The organism is Bacillus sp. JJ1773 (assembly GCF_036962035.1).
Taxonomy (GTDB): Bacteria; Bacillota; Bacilli; order Bacillales; family Cytobacillaceae; genus Cytobacillus.
This window is the reverse complement of sequence record NZ_JBALNX010000043.1, coordinates 80,060-98,219: the sequence shown is the minus strand read 5'-3', so window position 1 is coordinate 98,219 and position 18,160 is coordinate 80,060. Positions and strand designations below refer to the sequence as shown.

22 protein-coding genes are annotated in these 18,160 nt (G+C 38.0%); 2 read left to right on the top strand and 20 right to left on the bottom strand.

The window, feature by feature from the left end:
* Positions 1-33 precede the first annotated feature (33 nt).
* A complete protein-coding gene (locus tag V7127_RS12480; protein WP_335354169.1) occupies positions 34-708 on the top strand; it encodes a DUF2642 domain-containing protein in 675 nt (224 codons plus the stop codon).
* A 485-nt stretch (positions 709-1,193) separates the two neighbouring features.
* Here the strand turns inward: V7127_RS12480 and V7127_RS12475 are convergent, their stop codons facing one another.
* On the bottom strand, positions 1,194-1,334 hold the full coding sequence (locus V7127_RS12475; RefSeq protein ID WP_335347969.1) for a YrzI family small protein: 141 nt from the start codon (positions 1,332-1,334) through the stop codon (positions 1,194-1,196).
* 333 nt (positions 1,335-1,667) lie between these two features.
* A complete protein-coding gene (mtnN, locus tag V7127_RS12470; RefSeq protein WP_335486448.1) occupies positions 1,668-2,363 on the bottom strand; it encodes a 5'-methylthioadenosine/S-adenosylhomocysteine nucleosidase in 696 nt (231 codons plus the stop codon).
* Positions 2,364-2,523: 160 nt separating this feature from the next.
* Here mtnN and V7127_RS12465 point away from each other — a divergent pair, with 160 nt between their 5' ends.
* Positions 2,524-2,730, top strand: a complete 207-nt coding sequence (locus tag V7127_RS12465) for a DUF2536 family protein (protein ID WP_335347967.1) — start codon at positions 2,524-2,526, stop codon at positions 2,728-2,730.
* A 35-nt stretch (positions 2,731-2,765) separates the two neighbouring features.
* Here the strand turns inward: V7127_RS12465 and V7127_RS12460 are convergent, their stop codons facing one another.
* From V7127_RS12460 to V7127_RS12375, 18 genes are all read right to left on the bottom strand, one after another.
* Positions 2,766-3,485, bottom strand: coding sequence for a YrrS family protein (locus V7127_RS12460; protein WP_335486445.1), 720 nt, complete (start codon positions 3,483-3,485; stop codon positions 2,766-2,768).
* 220 nt (positions 3,486-3,705) lie between these two features.
* Positions 3,706-5,472: a peptidoglycan D,D-transpeptidase FtsI family protein gene (locus V7127_RS12455; protein WP_335486442.1), complete on the bottom strand. Its 1,767-nt coding sequence runs from the start codon at positions 5,470-5,472 to the stop codon at positions 3,706-3,708.
* A gap of 55 nt (positions 5,473-5,527) precedes the next feature.
* A complete protein-coding gene (gene greA, locus V7127_RS12450; RefSeq protein WP_335486439.1) occupies positions 5,528-6,004 on the bottom strand; it encodes a transcription elongation factor GreA in 477 nt (158 codons plus the stop codon).
* A 239-nt stretch (positions 6,005-6,243) separates the two neighbouring features.
* Positions 6,244-6,879 carry a uridine kinase gene (gene udk, locus V7127_RS12445; protein WP_335347963.1) on the bottom strand — a complete coding sequence of 212 codons (636 nt, stop codon included), beginning with the start codon at positions 6,877-6,879 and terminating at the stop codon, positions 6,244-6,246.
* 5 nt (positions 6,880-6,884) lie between these two features.
* The gene (locus V7127_RS12440; protein ID WP_335486436.1) at positions 6,885-8,153 is read right to left on the bottom strand and encodes a peptidase U32 family protein; all 1,269 of its coding nucleotides are present in this window, start codon (positions 8,151-8,153) and stop codon (positions 6,885-6,887) included.
* A 208-nt stretch (positions 8,154-8,361) separates the two neighbouring features.
* Positions 8,362-9,291: a peptidase U32 family protein gene (locus V7127_RS12435; RefSeq protein ID WP_335486574.1), complete on the bottom strand. Its 930-nt coding sequence runs from the start codon at positions 9,289-9,291 to the stop codon at positions 8,362-8,364.
* 6 nt (positions 9,292-9,297) lie between these two features.
* Positions 9,298-9,936, bottom strand: a complete 639-nt coding sequence (locus tag V7127_RS12430) for an O-methyltransferase (RefSeq protein WP_335486433.1) — start codon at positions 9,934-9,936, stop codon at positions 9,298-9,300.
* A 225-nt stretch (positions 9,937-10,161) separates the two neighbouring features.
* Positions 10,162-11,295 (bottom strand): endolytic transglycosylase MltG, encoded by a 1,134-nt coding sequence (gene mltG / locus V7127_RS12425; RefSeq protein WP_335486571.1) that lies wholly within the window; start codon positions 11,293-11,295, stop codon positions 10,162-10,164.
* A gap of 230 nt (positions 11,296-11,525) precedes the next feature.
* On the bottom strand, positions 11,526-11,822 hold the full coding sequence (locus tag V7127_RS12420; RefSeq protein ID WP_335344448.1) for a DUF1292 domain-containing protein: 297 nt from the start codon (positions 11,820-11,822) through the stop codon (positions 11,526-11,528).
* Positions 11,823-11,827: 5 nt separating this feature from the next.
* Positions 11,828-12,253, bottom strand: coding sequence for a Holliday junction resolvase RuvX (gene ruvX, locus V7127_RS12415; RefSeq protein ID WP_335354177.1), 426 nt, complete (start codon positions 12,251-12,253; stop codon positions 11,828-11,830).
* Between the two features lie 3 nt (positions 12,254-12,256).
* Entirely contained in the window at positions 12,257-12,523 is a 267-nt protein-coding gene (locus V7127_RS12410; protein WP_066293092.1) for an IreB family regulatory phosphoprotein, read from the bottom strand.
* A gap of 173 nt (positions 12,524-12,696) precedes the next feature.
* Complete coding sequence (gene alaS, locus V7127_RS12405; RefSeq protein WP_335486430.1) at positions 12,697-15,330, bottom strand: alanine--tRNA ligase; 2,634 nt, start codon at positions 15,328-15,330, stop codon at positions 12,697-12,699.
* Positions 15,331-15,611: 281 nt separating this feature from the next.
* Entirely contained in the window at positions 15,612-15,734 is a 123-nt protein-coding gene (locus V7127_RS12400; protein ID WP_335486428.1) for a hypothetical protein, read from the bottom strand.
* 17 nt (positions 15,735-15,751) lie between these two features.
* Positions 15,752-16,834 carry an AI-2E family transporter gene (locus V7127_RS12395; RefSeq protein WP_335486425.1) on the bottom strand — a complete coding sequence of 361 codons (1,083 nt, stop codon included), beginning with the start codon at positions 16,832-16,834 and terminating at the stop codon, positions 15,752-15,754.
* A gap of 98 nt (positions 16,835-16,932) precedes the next feature.
* A complete protein-coding gene (locus tag V7127_RS12390; protein WP_335354188.1) occupies positions 16,933-17,055 on the bottom strand; it encodes a DUF3918 family protein in 123 nt (40 codons plus the stop codon).
* 80 nt (positions 17,056-17,135) lie between these two features.
* Positions 17,136-17,327, bottom strand: a complete 192-nt coding sequence (locus tag V7127_RS12385) for a hypothetical protein (RefSeq protein ID WP_335354180.1) — start codon at positions 17,325-17,327, stop codon at positions 17,136-17,138.
* A gap of 12 nt (positions 17,328-17,339) precedes the next feature.
* Positions 17,340-17,813, bottom strand: coding sequence for a PRC-barrel domain-containing protein (locus V7127_RS12380; protein ID WP_335486422.1), 474 nt, complete (start codon positions 17,811-17,813; stop codon positions 17,340-17,342).
* 106 nt (positions 17,814-17,919) lie between these two features.
* On the bottom strand, positions 17,920-18,090 hold the full coding sequence (locus V7127_RS12375) for a hypothetical protein (RefSeq protein ID WP_335344441.1): 171 nt from the start codon (positions 18,088-18,090) through the stop codon (positions 17,920-17,922).
* Between the last annotated feature and the right edge of the window lie 70 nt (positions 18,091-18,160).

Sequence of the window (18,160 nt, the reverse complement as noted above, 5' to 3'; positions counted from 1 at the left end):
TTCCTGCTATGAAAAAGAAAGGAGGGAAAATAGTTGAAAAGCATTTTAAAAAAATTAATGGGTGAAAAAGTCAAATTACAGCTTCCTGGAAAAAAGGTCATTGCAGGAATGGTAATCGAAATAGGGAGCGATGTATTGGTTTTGTTCGATGGGAAGGATTACCTATACCTTCCCATCGTTCATATTCAAAATATTACGAAATTGGAACCTAAAGAAGATGATATTACACCTCCAACCGCAACACCGAATATTGAGCATGATGAAGAACTTTCTTTAAGAAAAGTACTCACACTTGGAAAAGGTATGTTTACTGAAATTTACATTACAGGCAATCAGCCAATCCCAGGCTTTATTTCAAGCATCATGAATAATTATTTTGTCTTCTATTCACCTGTATATAAAACAATGCTCATTTCTCTTAATCATTTGAAATGGCTGATCCCTTATACAGCCAATCAAAGACCATACAGTTTGACAAATCAGCAGCTGCCTTTACAGCCACTCAATATTTCACTAGCAAGAACGTTGGAGGTCCAGATCGAAAAAATGGTCGATGAGCTAGTTATCCTTAATATAGGTGAAAACTCCGACTTTATAGGCAAATTAAATAAATTACAAAATAATTTTATTGAGCTCATTACTGCGAGAGAGGAACTCATCTATTTAAATATGCATCATATCAAAACCATTCACTTTACCAATATTTAACAAGCCGCTGAAAAACAGCTTTATCCGCTCTTAAAAGTTCCCCCTAAAAAGATAAAAAAGGATTAACCATCATGCGGTTAATCCTTTTAAGTGTTTATTCAATTCCTACTGCTTCGACACTTACTTCGGAAAAAATAATGCAGCCAATTACAGAGCAAAGAACTGCTGCCATCACAATCGTGAACATGCGTTTGCCCCCCTTTTGAGAACCCTTATTTAATATTAAATTAACACATTTGCGGCCTGTTCGTTTAGGTTAGGTGTGAACATTTTGTTAAATAAGAAAATCGGGAAGACATGTTATTTGCTCTGGCGTTTCTTTTTTCGTAATGAAAGCGTTAATAGAAGAACATGTAAAGCCAAGGCTATCTCCTCCTAACTTAAAGCTAGGTGGTATCATTCTCCACCCATAAAATTGCTTGCCGTCCTTGCATAAGAAAAATCATTTTCATTACCACCTTTCTCTCCAATATTTTTATTATTAATTAAAATGGGCGATACAAAGTATACTGACGATCACGATTTTCTTCTTGAATTTTGTGAATCATCTCGTTATGCATAATTTCTTCAACTGATTGTTTACGTTTTTTAATTGTGATTGTTAGAAAAAAGATATTTAGTGTCATATATTTCCACCTCCTTGACACAAAAAGGCCGCAAAGAGAAATTCCCTGCGGCAAAAAGGCATAAAAAAGCCACAAGGAAACGATTCTCCCTGCGGCTTGGATGTGTATTGTTAAAATAAATTAAGCAATCCATTCCTTGTAGGTCGAATTCGTAAAGTATAAAATTTGAAGTGCTTTTGCATTTCCATTAACCATGATCATTTTATTCGACCTCCTTTTAGGAATTTTTTTACTTACAAAGGTAATTATATCCATATATGTGGAGTTTGTAAACCTTTTTATTTCATAAATTTGAAAATAATATTAAAATAGGCTGCTAACAATGAATATCTTCTATTTCAAAGCCCTAACGATTTTCATGACAAGATCTGCGGAGTGTAAAGCCGCTTTATTTAAATACTGCTCAAAGGATACATCTGATTCCTTACCAGCAATATCTGATAAAGACCTTATAATCACAAACGGTGTTTCAAATTGATAGGAAACTTGAGCAATAGCCGCAGCCTCCATTTCTACTGCCTGTAGATTGGAAAACTTTCCGCGAATATACTCAACTCTAACGGGATCATTCATAAATGAATCTCCAGTTGCGATTAATCCTCTTACCACTTGAATATCCTTAATTTCTTGAGCACATTCCTCTGCAATTTGTACTAATTTACTATCAGCTTCAAATGCTGCGGGAAGCTGAGGCACTTGCCCATATTCGTAACCAAAAGCAGTAACATCTACGTCATGATGCCTTACCTCTGAAGATATAACGACATCCCCAACATTTAAATCAGGGTTCAAACCCCCAGCAGATCCGGTATTAATGATATAGTCAGGAGTAAACCTTTCTAGAAGTATAGCTGTTGATAATGCTGCATTTACTTTACCAATTCCGGAACGAAGTAGAATTACTTCAACACCATCCAGCCTTCCAGTTGTGTACTCACATCCAGCAATGACTATCTGACTTTTATCCTCTATTTTTTCACGCAATAATGTAACTTCTTCTTCCATTGCTCCAATGATACCAATTTTCATTTCCTTTTAGACCTCTTTCTTGAGTTTGTTTATCATCATGCATGTTCCCAATTTACCACTCTCATTTAATCCAATCAACTGAAATCTCATACTGACTTCCACTATCTAATTTTCTAGGTTAAAATGATTACAATTGAATGACAAAAAGGAGATCATATAGATGAACTTTAAGCTTGATTTAATTGAAGATAAAATCGAATTTTTCGAAGCGCATGACTTAAAATCGCTTGAAAAGAAAATCAGCATTCAGATTGAGCATAATAAAGCCATTCTGCTTCATGTACATCATGTATCACACCAGATGAATATGGACGAAAATGGAAAAACATTTTATTCAGCAGTCGTTCATTTTAAAGCAAAAAAATGAGGAAGGCTCATTGCCCCCTCATTTAATTAAATTTATTAGTTTTCTATTTTATCAAGTTCTTCCACTTTTTCAGGTTTCCAGCCTTGGCCTTCAACCCATTGAATATAAACCCGATACTTTTTTTGTTTGTCTTTTGATGAAATGGTGCCAACCGATCTATTATGTCCATTATTCCCTAAGAACCAAACAGTCATATTATCCTGTTCTACCCCTGCAGCATATGATAAAGCTTGCAGCATTTCTGCCCAATCAACTGAATCAGCATCATAAACAGATGTGTGTTCACCTGATTGAGATGTTCCAATTGGCTGCCAGCTAGGATTTACAATCGTCTTTTTTACATTTTCTTCTTCGCCGCCAGTAGTAACAACCGCTTCCTCTTCATTTGCAGGAGCAATTTCCTTTTTCTCAGGCTGGCTATCAGACTCTTTATCCGTATCAACTGTCTCTTCTTCTAGTTTAGATGAATCTCCTTGAGACGAATTATTTTCACCTTTAACGGGGGTTTCGTCTTCTAAGTCAGCAGGATTATCTTCCGGTGATTGATTTTCCTTACCTGAATCTGTCACCTTATTTCCTGACTGCTTTTCAGCCGTTTCTTCAGCGCTTCCCCCTAGAAAAATCGTTGCGGATACGACAATAATTAATAAAATAACGAAGCCAATTAACAAATTTAAAATTAAATTTGTTTTCCTTCTTTTTCCCCGGATATTTGAGCGGGATTCCCGGCTAGGTGAGCTATATTTTCCTTTCAAAAAATCTCCTCCCCATTTGCTTTTCTTCGTTTCATATCAATTGAGTGAAGCAAAGCATAAAAAAATTACATTAACATTCAACCATGAAAACCACTGCTTTGTCCATATATGTGTACTAAACAATGCCTGATTGTTGTCTTTACCTCTTAAAGAGACGGATTAAGGTAAAGGAAAGTTTCACTTTACCATAAATCAATTGATTAAAACAGAGACTAATCATTTATTTTTTTATTTTATCATAGTCATAGATCTCTTTCACGATGTCTGCGAATAATGCATTGACACCACCAGTATCTGCAGTCACGCCTAAATTAACTGTCACAAGGGCATATTTAGGCTTATTGTAAGGAAAATAGCCGGCAAACCACTTATTATAAAGAGGCTTATCACCATCAATTCTGCCGGTCTCACCGGTACCCGATTTCCCCGCTACCTCGTATGGAAGATTTTGAAACCATCTTCCGGTACCGTTCTCATTCACGACAACTTCCCTTAGGAGCTTTTGCAATTTCATGGCTGTATAAGGGGAGATTGTTTCTCCATCTAGTTTTTGTTTCTTAAAATCTAATAAAGATGTTTGATTCTTATATTCAACCTTTGATGCTACCCTCACCATTTCTTTTCCACCGCCTCTTGCAATCGTTGCCATCATATTTGCAACGGCTAGAGGTGTTCCTCTCACCTCATGCTGTCCTATACCAGTGAGACCAACATAATTAATATCCTTCTTCTCATCCTCAGTAAGGAATATTCTACCTTTGTCTTCCTCCTGCAGCTGTTTGAAGTCATGGAAATGATAAATATCTCCAGTCCATCCTACAGAACCTGTTAAGCTTAGTTTTTTCGCATAGTCTTCAAAGATATTTTGGTCAATATCCTTTAATTCCTTAGCTAAAGTTGCGAACGTATTATTACAGCTTCGAGCAAAGCTATTTGTAAAATCAAGCATGCCGTATTGAAATTGCAAGTCGGGCTCTCCGTTAATTTTTTTGCTGCAGTCAAAAGTTCGAGAGTGTTTATTAAGATCATAATCGATGGCAGCTGCTGCAATAACTGTCTTAAATACAGAACCCATAATCTGCTGTTTGAGTATTACATTTTCAGCTCCTCCAGCTGATTGATTGAAGGGGTCTTTTCGATTAAGCGATGGCCTTGAGACCATAGCCGCAACCGAGTTTGATTCAATATCCAACAGGATGATGCCGCCTTTTTTTACCCCATGCTGATCTGCAAGCTTTTCAGCCATAGTCTGTAAATTGGGATCGATTGTTGTCCTTATATTAACCGGATAAAATGGATTCGCCGGTTCAACATATTTAACGTTAATTCCAAATAGAGGGCCGCCAGTCGCATCAACATGAAAAACAAGCTTGGATTTCCCGTCTGGCAATAGAAATTCATCGAAGCTTTTTTCCATTCCTGTTAAGCCAATCATAGTAGTTGAAGAAAGCTCTTTGTCTGGATAACGCTTTCGCAATAATTCTTCATTCTCGCCAGTGATGCCAATTAAATGTTCTGCAGGATTATCCGTTAAATGGTATTTCTTCTCTACTGCAAATACACCAGGAATTTTTAAGCTATTTATTTTTTCCACTTGGTCCTCTGTTAAAAGGATTGGCTTTGGATCTCCATACGCAAAGGGTACCTTTGCCTTTTCCACCGAATAGCGGAGGCCATATTCAGATACACCTATAATTTTGGCAACCTTCTCCATTTCCCAATCCATTTTTTTTAAAAAGGGAAACAAAATGAGGACTGGCAGACTTTTATGTGTAATGGGGCTTCCGTCCTTGTAGAGAAAATTTCCCCTTCCTGTGTCAAGCACCATTTCCTGTGACCGCTGACTTACACTTGCTTCAAGCAGATTGATTTGCCTTTTTGTGAAGTTTTCTGTCGATACCAATTGTAACTGGATTAATCTGGCGAGCAAAACAGAAAACATTAGTAAACAAATACAAAGCCACCCTATCGCTCTTCTTCTCCACATAATAAAACACCTCGTCAAAAGTTTTGACGAGGTTTCTTCTTTTCAAACTATTTTTTTACTTAATTGATACAATTCGTACATCCATATCTCCACCAGGAGTTTGTACTTTCACTTCATCTCCAACCTTTTTTCCGAGCAGACTTTTGGCTATTGGTGAATCATTTGAGATTTTGCCATCAAATGGGTCTGCCTCAGCACTGCCGACAATCGTATACGTTTCTTCCTCACCATCTGGAAGCTCAATAAATGTAACTGAGCTGCCCAATGATACGGCATCTGCGCTCATTTCACTTTCAGAAATGATCTTTGCATTACGAATCATATTTTCAATCGTTGTAATTCGACCTTCAACGAAAGCTTGCTCTTCTTTCGCCGAATCGTATTCAGAGTTCTCAGATAAATCTCCGAAGCTGCGTGCTATTTTAATGCGTTCAACAACCTCTTTACGCTTAACAGATTTCAAATATTCCAATTCCTGTTCAAGCTTTTCTTTTCCAGCTTGTGTCATAGGGAAAACCTTTTCAATTGCCAAAACCTTCACTCCTTCATTTTTTCACAACCGTTGCAGAATTGTGTTCTTTCTGTATTTTATGTACGCACCCATGCCAATTTCTTAGCACAGGTGCATTTTTGCAAGATACTGCTGTGCAATGTACTTGTATAAATAGCTTTGCAGCCTATCTTGCTAATTAATATAGGAGCGCGACCTTTTTAGGGCGCGCACAGGTTTGTCCATTAAAGGGACCTTATTTTATTTTCTATGCTATTGTGTCACAAAAAAGACTTTTGTTCAAGAATTGTTTGAATTTTTGTTACCATTAAATCAATAGCGACATGATTATGTCCGCCCTCAGGAATGATAATATCCGCGTACCGTTTTGTCGGCTCAATAAATTGATTATGCATTGGCCTGACAACATTGATATATTGATCAATGACTGAATCCATTGTTCGTCCGCGTTCTTTAATATCTCTGAACAAACGGCGGATTATTCGTAAATCAGCATCAGTATCGACAAAAAGTTTAATATCCATTAAATTCCTCAGCCGCTCATCTTCTAAAACTAGTATGCCTTCAAGAATAATAACATCCTTAGGCTCTACTTCAATAATCATTTCAGACCTGCTATGAATGGCATAATCGTAAACAGGCTTTTGAATGGACTCATATTGCAATAGTCTTTCAATATGCTCTATCAGTAAATCATTATCAAACGCAAGCGGGTGATCATAATTTGTTTTTAGACGTTCTTCAAAAGGTAAATGTGCTTGGTCTTTATAGTAATAATCCTGTTCCAGCATTAAGATAGAGTGTCCATGAAAGCGATCATAAATAGATTTTGCTACACTTGTTTTTCCGGAGCCAGAGCCGCCGGCAACACCGATAACAACTGGTTTGCGAGTCATGGTGATTAAATCTCCTTTCGCATCATGTTGTGAGGGTAAACCGGCTTGTTTAGCTTAAACTGCACAATTTGCATTGGATGACGCGCAGCATCAAGCTCATTTCCTTTTTCATCCCAAACTTTATCGATCACATGAGTGAAACTTTCAATTTCAGGTCCAAAAAACTCGACTTCTTGGCCTGGCTTGAAATGATTACGCTGCTGCAATGTAACGATTTGCGTCTCAGGATTATAGTCTAAAACTAAGCCAACGAAATCAGAATTCGTCTTTTTGCTATGATTTCCAAACATTTGCTCCTTATACCCAGGAACTCCCTCAAAAAATGCTGGAGCGGTTTCACGATTTGCACACTTAGCCAGTTCATCAAGCCATTCCTGCTTAATTTTGAAGTTTTCAGGATCGGCACAATACGCATCTATTACTTTACGGTATACACTTACGACAGTAGCCACGTAATGAATAGATTTCATCCGTCCTTCAACTTTCAAGCTGTCGATACCAAGCTCGATCATTTGGGGAATGGATTGAATTAAATTTAAATCCTTTGGACTCATAGCAAAAGGGGCATCCCCTTCATTAAAGAATGAAACTTCATTTTCGCCTTCTAATTTATACAGATCATAGTCCCAGCGGCATGATTGGCAGCACCCTCCACGGTTTGAATCACGAGCTGTCATATGATTGCTTAGTGTGCATCGGCCTGAATAAGCAATACACATAGCGCCATGGACAAAGGTCTCAATCTCGATATCTACCTTTTCCTTCATTTCACGAATTTCTTCCGCACTCGTTTCACGGGCAAGAACGACACGCTCTAATCCTTCTTCTTTCCAGAACTGAACAGCCTTCCAGTTCGATAAGGATTGCTGAGTACTTAAGTGAACTTCAATTTCCGGTGCAACTCTGCGGCACGTTTCAATAATGAGAGGGTCCGCCACTATAATCCCTGCAACTCCGGCTTCACTTAAGCCTTTCATATAATCTTCCAGTCCATCGATATTCTCATTATGTGCGAAAATATTCGTTGTCACATAAATTTTCGCTCCATATTTTTTGGCGAATTCAACGCCTTCCTTCATCTCTTCAAATGTAAAATTATCTGCATTTGAACGTAAGCCGTATTCCTGTCCGCCGATAAATACTGCATCTGCGCCATAATGAACGGCAATTTTCAGTTTTTCTAAGTTACCAGCTGGTGCAAGCAATTCAGGTTTTTTCACAATCACCCGTTTGCCGTTCACCATCTGTGAAATTTTATCTTTCACGGCTGCCATTATACAGCTCCCCTTTCAAGTTTAATCAATTGCGCCGTGGCGTAATTGCGCCCGATTTTTTTCGAGCTTGCTCGAAAAGTTTCATTTAAAAAATCGAGGCATCCGCCGGAGGCTTAACTTTATTCAGCAAGGATTCTCCCCCGCTGAATAAGTTACTCTATTGCATTCATTCGCCACTTTAGAAGTATTAAACATCTGCTGAATAAAGTTAATAGACCGTTTCCTTAAAGAAAAACCCTGTATCTAACGGACGATTAGCAGGCTGAATTTCTTCAATGGCATTTAATAGATCATCTTTTATATCATCGTATTGATCAGCATCTTCCACACATAGATCAATCGCTTTTCTATATAGCTTTGTTACTTCAAGAATATATTCCGAACTCTTCAGGATGCCATCGATTTTAAAAGAATCGACCCCAGCCTCAATCATTTCTTGCAGCTCATCGATTATACAAATATCATTTGGACTCATAATATGTGTGCCATTTTCATCCTCGAAAATAGGGTATTTATTTTCCCGTTCCTTATCATGAAGAAACATATTATGCTCCTGTTTACGGTTTTCAATTTCCATTACTTTTCCTTGGTACTCATAATAATTGCCAAGGAGAGAACGCTTTGAATGGAACATGGCTGTCATGCCATGTACTTGTACTTCAATCTCTACCTCAGCATGCTCCTTAATTTCAATGATGGCGTCCATGTTTATTTCTCGGGCCAAAACAGCACGTTTCGATCCCTTTCTGCCCCAATAATTACATGTATACCAGTTAGTTCCTGTTGTTTCAGTGCTCCAGTGCAGCTTCATATTTGGCGCTGCTTCTCGAGCAGCCATGAGGACTGCTGGATCTCCAAATAGAATCGCATCAGCCTTTGCATCCTGTAAAAATTTAATATATTCAGGAAGCTCGTTCACTTTTTCATTATGAAAAAGAGCATTCATCGCTACATAAACCTTTTTTCCTTTTTCATGGGCAAGCTCAATGGCTTTCTTTATATCATCTTTTAAAAATTCACCAGCCAAGCGTAAACCATAGCGCTGCTCTCCAATTACAAAAGCATCTGCTCCCGCCTCAGCCAAAGGGATAATATCTTCCACACTTTTCGGTGTGACTAATAATTCCGGCCTTTCCATCATTTCTCACCTCATTTTAGTAATTGCAACCCCATCGCCTACTGGAAGAATAACAGTAAAGTAATCAGGATGATTCATTAACCATATGTTAAAGTCATTTATTTTCTTTACGAGAGATCGAATACGTTTATTCTCAATTTCGGTCTCACAAACAAGCCCTTTAAATAGAACATTGTCTGTTATAATCATCCCGCCTTCACTTAAATACGGAGAGTATATTTCAAAAAACTTCCTATATTGACCCTTTGCCGCATCAATGAAAATTGCATCAAATGGTCCATGCTCTTTAATGATTGATTCCACTTCAAGTGCATCGCCTTTAACCAAGTGGATCTGAGTTTCTTTTCCTGCCTCTAGTATATATTTCTCCGCAAGCAAATAGCGCTCAGCATCTCTTTCAATCGTAACAATTTCACAGGAAGGCAATGCATAAGCCATTCGAAGAGCTGAGTAGCCTATGGCTGTACCGACTTCCAAAATCGACTTTGGCTTTTGGATGCGAAGAAGCTGCAGTAATGCCTCAATTCCGGCTAGTTCCATAATGGGGACGTCATGTTCTTTCGCATACTGCTCCATTTCTTCTAAAAGCTTAGGCCTTGCAGGAATAATTCTTTCTATATATGCATGCAGCTTATCGTCTTTCAAGCTGCCATCACCTCAATGTAAAAGTTTTGCTCTATTAACAGAAAAAAATAGCGTTCACAACCATCAAGGATTTACCGGCTTTTTACCCAAATCCTTCTTAGCTGTGATTTACGCTACTTTAGAGCCTATTAAAACACTTGTACTATTTTAACATAAATCATAAGGGAATGCTAATATTCATGTTTTTCCAAGTAATTGAGAGGCGCCCTGTTCAGGCGCATAAAATTATTTATTCGTAATATGCTGTGCCTTTTTTCTATTATGCTCATCTAATGTTTTCGAAAACAGCACTTCTCCAGTCGAAGTTGCCAAGAAATATAAGAAATCTGATTCGGCTGGTGCTAATGCTGCCTCAATTGAACTGACACCAGCATTTGCAATTGGTCCTGGTGTCAGCCCCAGATATTTATACGTATTATAAGGTGAATCTACCTCTAAATCCTTATATAGCACCCTATCCTTATGTTCACCTTGTGCATAAAGGACAGTTGGATCTGTTTGCAATGGCATTCCTGTTTCCATTCTATTGTAGAAGACACTTGCAATTTGATCTCTATCTACTTTTTCAGTAGCCTCTTCCTCAATTAAAGAAGCCATTGTCAATAATTGGTGGACTGAAAGATTTTGAGCTTCCATCTCCGAACTGTATTGCATTAATACAGAGGCTGTCTTATCAAGCATAACTCCAATAATTTCCTCTATAGTTGGATCTTCTTTATAAAAAGGGTAGGTAGCTGGAAATAAATACCCCTCTAATGGATACATAATATCTGCATTTAAAATATCATCAGTTAATACATCTGGATATTTTGCCATCATGGATTTAATAAAATCTTGGTCGTTAAGCTTTTGTAATACTTCATCAGCATTCCTGTTTGTTTTCTCCGCTATAATACCTGCTATTTGTTTGAGCTGCTTTCCTTCAGGTATTGTCACTTTAAAAACTACTTCTTCTACCACTTTTCCTGTTTTTAAACTTCCAATTATTTCAGGCATCGTCATGGATGGCTTTAAACTATATTCACCGGCCATAAAGCCAGTTTCGTTTTTTAATTTAACATAATACTTGAATACACGGGCATCCTTGATGATTCCATTGCTTTCAAGAATTTTACCGATACTTGTTGTCGATGAGCCGATTGGAATTTCTACCTTCTTCTCTTTATTATTTTCCGGGCTTACTGGTTCTAAGGCTGATTTTATATAAAAATAACCCCCGCCAGCAACTGCACCAACCACTATGATTAAAATTATTGAGATGATAAAAACAATCTTTCTTACCAATTTCGCTTCGCTTTGGCGTTCAATCATTTTTTGACGGATGAATTCCTTTTTCTCCTTTTTCCCTTCTTTCGTCATAGACATCCCCTCCTCCTGAGAAAGCGTAAACTAAGATAAATCACGTGATTCTTATACTCGGCTTATTATACTATATTTTCTTTTTATAGTCGCAATAAAATACATAAATCCAAATATACTTGTACAATTCGACTTTTTTCGTTTGCAATTTAATTGGCTGTCAATTAAGCCTTAGCTTCAAATAAAAAACTATAGAACGCAATAAAGCTGGCCATTGGCCAGCTTTGGTTTTATTTACCTTCTTTTTCTTCTTCTTCTTCAAGGAATGTATTAAGCATTTCCTCAATTAAATCCCACTCTTCATCCGTTTCTATCGGCATTAATTCGCCGTCTTGATTATCTTCACTAGGGATAAAAGCTGAAGCGTGGATATCAATTTCTTCATCATCATTATCATCTGCGCCAATTGGGTAGTAAAGGACGTATGACTTTCCAAATTCCTCAGAATCAAATGTAAATAACACTTCACATAGCTGCTCGTTTCCTTCTTCATCTACTACAGTAATATTGTTTTCTCCATGGTTCATTCTGTTCACCTCATCGTATTTTGACTATCTATATAGCCTTGTAAAATCATGACGGCTGCCATTTTATCAATGACCTTTTTACGCTTTTTTCGACTGACATCCGCCTCTAGAAGAACTCTTTCAGCTGCCATTGTTGTCAGTCGCTCGTCCCATAATACGACAGGCAAGCCAAATCGTTTTTCTAGTTCGGAAGCGTAAAATTGGCTTGCTTCTCCACGCGGACCGATCGTCCCATTCATATTTTTCGGCAAGCCGACAACAATTTTACTAACTTCATTCTCATTAATAATCTTTCCAATCTGCTCGAAACCAAACTCATTTTTCTCTTCATTTATCTTTAAAGTTTCCAAGCCTTGAGCAGTCCAGCCTAGTGCATCACTAAGCGCAATGCCGACCGTTTTTGAGCCGACATCCAATCCCATTGTCCGCATATATTATCCCTTTCGCTGCTGTTTTAAATATGATTTGACTAACTCTTCAATGATTTCGTCACGTTCGAGTTTGCGAATAATATTGCGCGCATCCTTATGGCGGGGAATGTAAGCAGGATCCCCCGACAGCAAATAACCAACGATTTGGTTAATAGGGTTATACCCTTTATCTTGAAGAGCTTCATACACTTGCAAAAGCACCTGATTAACATCATGTTCCATGGGCTCTTCAGGAAAATTGAATCTCATTGTATTATCAAATGAGCTCATTTCTTACACCTCGCTTTTTTGATGAAAAGCTCTAATGAAAGAGCTTTTCTTTATACACAAATCATTGTTTAAGTTCGATTATTAGGTTTCAGCATTTAATAAAATCCTAATTATATCCATATATTGAACATTTTCGACAGGTTACCTTCATTTTACACTACTTTGTGTATATATCAAAAGGTTTTAACCCATTCTTCAACAAAATTCAATGCACTTTCAAGCTTTTCTGGATCTTTACCGCCTGCTTGCGCCATATCTGGACGGCCACCGCCTCCACCTCCGCAGCGAGTAGCCACTTCTTTAATAATTTTTCCTGCCTGGTATCCTTTTTCAATTAAATCCTTTGTCACACCAGCAATTAAATTAACTTTATCATCATTAACACTGCCTAATACAACAATGGCGGAACCAAGCTTATTCTTTAAGTCGTCTGCCATATTCCGCAGGTTATTCATGTCAGATGCTGCAACTTTAGCGGCTAATACAGTTACTCCATTAATCTCTTTAGCTTTCGACACAAGGCTTCCAGCTTCAATATTGCCCAATTTCGCTGCCAATGATTCATTTTCTCTTTGCAGCTGTTTCATTTCGGTTAATAATACCTCAATTCTTCCAGCTAAATCTTTCGGATTGGCTTTTAATTTATTTGCAGCTTCCTTTAATATACTTATTTGATCATTTAATAATTGGTATGCTGCTTCACCCGTTACAGCCTCAATCCTGCGCGTGCCTGCTCCAATCCCGCTTTCTGATTGGATTTTGAATAGACCAATTACAGATGTGTTCGGAACATGGCATCCCCCGCAAAGTTCAAGACTATAATCACCGACTTGAACAACTCGGACAATCTTGCCGTACTTTTCACCGAATAGCGCCATAGCTCCCATCGCTTTAGCCTCTTCAATGTCTTTGTAATCAATTTCTAATTCCAAACTGCGCCAAATTTTTTCATTCACAATGTTTTCAATTTTCTCGAGCTCTTCAGCAGTGATCTGCCCGAAGTGTGAGAAGTCAAAGCGCAAACGGTCAGGCTCTACTAATGAACCTGCTTGGTTAACATGATTTCCAAGAACATCTTTTAACGCCTGATGAAGCAAATGGGTTGCTGTATGATTCTTAATGATCTTTGAACGTGATGCTTCATCCACACTTGCATGCACACGATCATTTAATTTCAACGTTCCTGTTTTAACGGTTGCTTTATGAAGATTTTGGCCATTTGGTGCCTTTTGAACATCTTTAATCACAACTTTTAAACCTTCAGCTTCTAAAATTCCGCTGTCAGCAATTTGACCGCCGCTCTCCGCATAGAAAGGCGTAATATCTAAAATAAGCTGTACTTCTTCGCCTAAATGCGCTTCATTAATCAGCTGTCCATCCTTAACGATTGCTACAATTTGAGAATCTGCCTCAAGGTTATCATAGCCAGTAAATTGACTTTCAACCTTTATTTCTCCTAATACTCCACCTTGAACCTGCATGGAATCAACATCTTGTCTTGCTGCTCTAGCACGTTCACGCTGGCGGTTCATTTCTAGCTCAAAACCATCATGATCAACCTTCATACCTTCTTCTTCAGCATATTCCTCTGTTAACTCAACAGGGAACCCATACGTATCATATAAACGGAAGACATCCTCGCCCTGGATCAGATCGCTTCCTTTTTCTTTTTCTTTTTTAATAACAGCTGATAAAATAGTCAGTCCTTCATGAAGGGTTTCATGGAAACGTTCCTCTTCATTTTTAATTACTTTTTGGATAAATTCTTCTTTTTCTTTTACTTGCGGGTAGAAATCCTGCATAATCTCCCCAACCACTGGGACTAGCTCAAACATAAATGGACGATTGATATTGATTTGTTTTGCATAACGGACCGCTCTGCGCAGCAAGCGTCTTAAAACATACCCACGGCCTTCGTTTGATGGAAGCGCCCCATCTCCGACTGCAAATGCAACAGTCCGAATATGATCGGCAATTACTTTAAATGCAACGTCAGTTTCTATATTTTTTCCATATTTCACACCAGAGATTTCTTCTGTTCCTCGGATGATTGGCATGAAAAGGTCTGTATCAAAGTTTGTTCGGACATTTTGAACAACGGATGCCATCCGTTCAAGCCCCATCCCAGTATCAATATTTTTCTTTGGAAGCGGAGTATACGTTCCATCTGGATTATGGTTAAACTCTGAAAAAACAAGATTCCAAACCTCTAGATATCTTTCATTTTCTCCGCCTGGGTATAATTCAGGATCATTTAGGTCATCGCCATACTCAGGTCCACGATCATAAAAGATTTCTGTATTCGGACCGCTTGGACCCTCTCCAATATCCCAGAAGTTTCCTTCTAAACGAATGATTCTTTCTTCTGGAACACCAATTTGCTTTCTCCAAATATCAAATGCTTCATCATCTTCTGGATGGATTGTGACAGATAATTTATCCGCTTCAAAGCCAATCCATTTTTCATCGGTAAGAAATTCCCATGCCCATTCGATTGCTTCCTCTTTAAAATAGTCACCAATCGAGAAATTCCCAAGCATTTCAAAAAAAGTATGATGGCGAGCTGTTTTTCCAACGTTCTCAATATCATTCGTACGAATGGATTTTTGGGCGTTTGTAATTCTTGGATTTTCCGGAATAACACGGCCATCAAAATATTTCTTCAACGTTGCAACTCCGCTATTAATCCAAAGCAAAGTTGGATCTTCATGCGGCACTAAGGAAGCACTCGGTTCAATAGAGTGGCCTTTTTCCTTGAAAAACTCTAAAAATAGACGGCGAATGTCAGAACCTGATAATTGTTTCATGATTATTCCTCCTAAAATTTATGTTTAGTATTGATAGATCAGCGAATTTCCCGATAAATCAGCGACCTTGCAAATATATCCGCGACTTCCCTTTTTGCTATTACCCAAGTATTTTTATACGCAAAAAAGCCCTCATCCCTATACAGGGACGAGAGCTTGCTCGTGGTACCACCCTGATTCAGAAGGCAGTCAATCTAATAACCTTCATCTCTCAGATCCTTAACGCGGAATAAACGGCAGGAATTAGCTGCACTCGGGATTAGCATTCTGTTATCCTTCATCTAGGAATTCTTCCAGCCAAGGAATTCCCTTTCTTTAGATGGTCTATAACATACTCGTTCCTTCTTCGTATTTTCTAGCTTCACTTTTCTAATATAGTCTGAATTATAACGATTTAAAATCATGTTTGTCAACATTTCCTTCAAGAACGTGAAAATTTTGAGTTAGGTCCTTTTATAAAATGCGATCTAGCATGAACAAGACTTACTTTTATGACAGCTAAAACCGGTACAGCTATGATTAAGCCTATGACACCACCCGCTTCTCCACCAGCTAATAGGGCAAACATAATGACTAGCGGGTGCATATCTAAACTTTTTCCAACAATCAAAGGTGATAATATGTTTCCTTCGAGAAATTGCAGGACAAAAACAATAATAACCGAAATGATCACCATTTTTATTGATATAGCGAAAGCAATTATGACTGCTGGGATGGCGCCGACAAATGCACCGAAATAGGGGATAACATTTGTTAATCCAATTATTAAACCAAGCAGTAAAGGATATTTCATCCCAACGAACCAAAAGAGCAGCGCAGAAATGGCTCCAATTGCCACACAGACAATGATCTGTCCCCTTATATAGCCTCCAAGGGACTTATCGATATCCCGCAAAAATAATATGCCTTCCTGCCTCCACTTTCTAGGTGTTAAATACCACACGGTCCGTTTCATTACATCATAATCCTTGATCATATAAAATGATATAAACGGAATAAGGGCAATGATTATAGAATAATTTAATATATTTATAAGGATATTCACACTTTTCGAAAGCATTTTATCTAAAGAAGATTCCATAGCGAGAATCCCTTCATCAATTCTTGCCTGAATACCCTCAGGCCATGACGAGGTTTTCTCCTGGATTATATCAATCCAACCTCGATACTGATTCGCAAATTGTGGCGCATTTTCCGATAAATCTTCTAATTGATGTATAAAGGCTGGTATCCCTTTATAAAGGGTCAAACCAATCCCTCCGAAAAATAATATATAAATGCCGAAAACAACAAGTCCTTTATGAAGACCGCTATTATTAAGTTTTTCTACAATTGGATGAAGCAAATAGGATATAAAAGCAGCAATAATGAAAGGGAGCAGCACAGCAAATGTAACTTTTAGGATGGGCAGCCATAACTCCCTTAGTTTCAAAAAAACAAATAATACAATAAATAGAAGAAGGAGAAAGCCCAAGCGGTAATACCATTTTAACCGAATATCCACGTTCTCCCTCCTTAATTATTTTTTATTTTTCGTGCAAATTGTGTAAATTATTCATCGGAAAAAGAGGCTAACACGATAAAGTGTTAGCCTCTCTCAAGTTAAAATAGTCTGGTAATTCTTCTCTGCAGCTTTTTCATTTGACGCTGTGACATTAGGTTGTTTCTTTGAACAAGATTATAGGCAGCCATTCCAGCACCGAATGCCATGGCTGTAGTTATCATTTTTTTCAATCCAATCACCTCGTTACAATATATTGTTTATTTTGTTAAACAGTTAGTTTGCAACGATGGGTCAGCATCATTTAGGAAAGATATCGGCGTTCCTCTTCTTCAAATAAATCATCGAGTGAACTCAATGTTCCATCTTCTTCAACCTGATGGGTATTAATTACACCATTAGAAATGGTTAGCTCAATAAAGCAGCCCCAGCAATAATATTGACTGATTCCAATTTTTCCAATATCTTTACTTTGGCAATTAGGACATTTTAACATGGAGCAGACACCTCACTCTTTAACGTTAACAATGATAGCGTCCTTTCCAATTGCAGGGGGAGACTCGGTTTTTACCACGCGTTTTCCTTCCAGCATATCTGAAAAAAAGCCATCCGATAGTTCATACCCTACAATTGTCCCCACTTCTTCTTGAAAGTATACATCTTCTAATAACCCTAGCCGTTCCCCTTCTCTTGTCATCATCATTTTCCCAATTAGCCGGTTTTGGCTATCAAAGGTGTATTCGTCCATTTTCTTTATTGGCTCAAGAACCTGTTCGGTTTCAACCATGACTCCATCCCATCCAAATGATGAAACATTCTTCACTTCAAGTAAAAGAGATTTTTTGAAGAAAGCGCCCTTTCGAACAATTAAGCCTGTAACGACCCCACCACTTGAAATGCTTATATCAAAAACTTCGCCAATTTTTGTTCCACTTTCTATTTCTATAACTGGGAGTCCTTTTAATAGTGAAAATGTCCGCAAAAGATGTCCCACCCTTCCGGAACATTTATAGTTTGCGTTTTCTTTCATCTAAAAATAAGGTGAATCACTTACCAATCTCCCCAGTAAAATCATATATGAAAATTTGTTATTTCTTGTTATACCTTGGCTTATTAAACCTTTCATTTCGTTCCCCAGCATCGGAAAGCTCTTCAGAAAATTCCATTTCCTGTTTACCTATCGCAAGCTTTGACGATTTAATTTCTACCGCTGTCATATTATTATTCGGAGCTGCTTCCTCATTCCATTTGCCCATCATAATACCTCCTTATTAGAAAAGTGGAAGCGCCTCGCTCACCCCCGACAAGCACAAGACAAGCCTCCCGGAA

Excerpts from the sequence above, each read along its gene's own strand:
- V7127_RS12375 (WP_335344441.1), bottom strand. The coding sequence starts at position 18,090 with ATGATGGGCAAATGGAATGAGGAAGCAGCTCCGAATAATAATATGACA.
- ruvX (WP_335354177.1), bottom strand. The coding sequence starts at position 12,253 with ATGCGGACAATGGGATTGGATGTCGGCTCAAAAACGGTCGGCATTGCG.
- udk (WP_335347963.1), bottom strand. The coding sequence starts at position 6,879 with ATGACTCGCAAACCAGTTGTTATCGGTGTTGCCGGCGGCTCTGGCTCC.
- V7127_RS12455 (WP_335486442.1), bottom strand. The coding sequence starts at position 5,472 with ATGTGGAGAAGAAGAGCGATAGGGTGGCTTTGTATTTGTTTACTAATG.
- V7127_RS12435 (WP_335486574.1), bottom strand. The coding sequence starts at position 9,291 with ATGGAAAGGCCGGAATTATTAGTCACACCGAAAAGTGTGGAAGATATT.
- V7127_RS12420 (WP_335344448.1), bottom strand. The coding sequence starts at position 11,822 with ATGAACCATGGAGAAAACAATATTACTGTAGTAGATGAAGAAGGAAAC.
- V7127_RS12475 (WP_335347969.1), bottom strand. The coding sequence starts at position 1,334 with ATGACACTAAATATCTTTTTTCTAACAATCACAATTAAAAAACGTAAA.
- V7127_RS12410 (WP_066293092.1), bottom strand. The coding sequence starts at position 12,523 with ATGAGCTCATTTGATAATACAATGAGATTCAATTTTCCTGAAGAGCCC.
- V7127_RS12400 (WP_335486428.1), bottom strand. The coding sequence starts at position 15,734 with ATGATTTTAAATCGTTATAATTCAGACTATATTAGAAAAGTGAAGCTA.
- V7127_RS12385 (WP_335354180.1), bottom strand. The coding sequence starts at position 17,327 with ATGTTAAAATGTCCTAATTGCCAAAGTAAAGATATTGGAAAAATTGGA.
- mtnN (WP_335486448.1), bottom strand. The coding sequence starts at position 2,363 with ATGAAAATTGGTATCATTGGAGCAATGGAAGAAGAAGTTACATTATTG.
- V7127_RS12390 (WP_335354188.1), bottom strand. The coding sequence starts at position 17,055 with ATGATAACTACAGCCATGGCATTCGGTGCTGGAATGGCTGCCTATAAT.
- V7127_RS12465 (WP_335347967.1), top strand. The coding sequence starts at position 2,524 with ATGAACTTTAAGCTTGATTTAATTGAAGATAAAATCGAATTTTTCGAA.
- alaS (WP_335486430.1), bottom strand. The coding sequence starts at position 15,330 with ATGAAACAATTATCAGGTTCTGACATTCGCCGTCTATTTTTAGAGTTT.
- V7127_RS12440 (WP_335486436.1), bottom strand. The coding sequence starts at position 8,153 with ATGGCAGCCGTGAAAGATAAAATTTCACAGATGGTGAACGGCAAACGG.
- mltG (WP_335486571.1), bottom strand. The coding sequence starts at position 11,295 with ATGACGAAAGAAGGGAAAAAGGAGAAAAAGGAATTCATCCGTCAAAAA.